The organism is Halorubrum sp. SP9, assembly GCF_005435015.1.
Lineage (GTDB): Archaea > Halobacteriota > Halobacteria > Halobacteriales > Haloferacaceae > Halorubrum > Halorubrum sodomense.
In genome coordinates, this window is the sequence record NZ_SGXU01000622.1 from 1 (window position 1) to 281 (window position 281).

1 protein-coding gene is annotated in these 281 nt (G+C 67.6%); it reads right to left on the bottom strand.

Features of this window, described 5'->3' with window-relative positions; genetic code table 11:
• On the bottom strand, positions 1-281 hold a 281-nt coding region (locus EXE45_RS18805), incomplete at both ends, for an ACT domain-containing protein (RefSeq protein ID WP_137695192.1).

Below are 281 nucleotides of genomic sequence, written 5' to 3' on the forward strand. Positions count from 1 at the left end.
GTCGTCGGTGAACTCGGGGTCCTCGCTCAGCACCTGTCGGATCGAGACGCCGCGGTCGGCCAAGATTCCGGTGACCTCGGCGACGATCCCGGCCTCGTCGGCGGCCGCGACCTCGATGGTGAGCACCGTGAGGTCTAAGACGGGCGCTAAGTCCATCAGGCTCGGCACCGACGAGATGTTGGTGAAGATGCGCTTCAGCTCGGGGTCGGCCAGGATCGCGTCGGTCGTCGAGTCGACGACGCGTCGGTCGACGTCGAGCTCGCGCGCGATGCCGGTGTAGG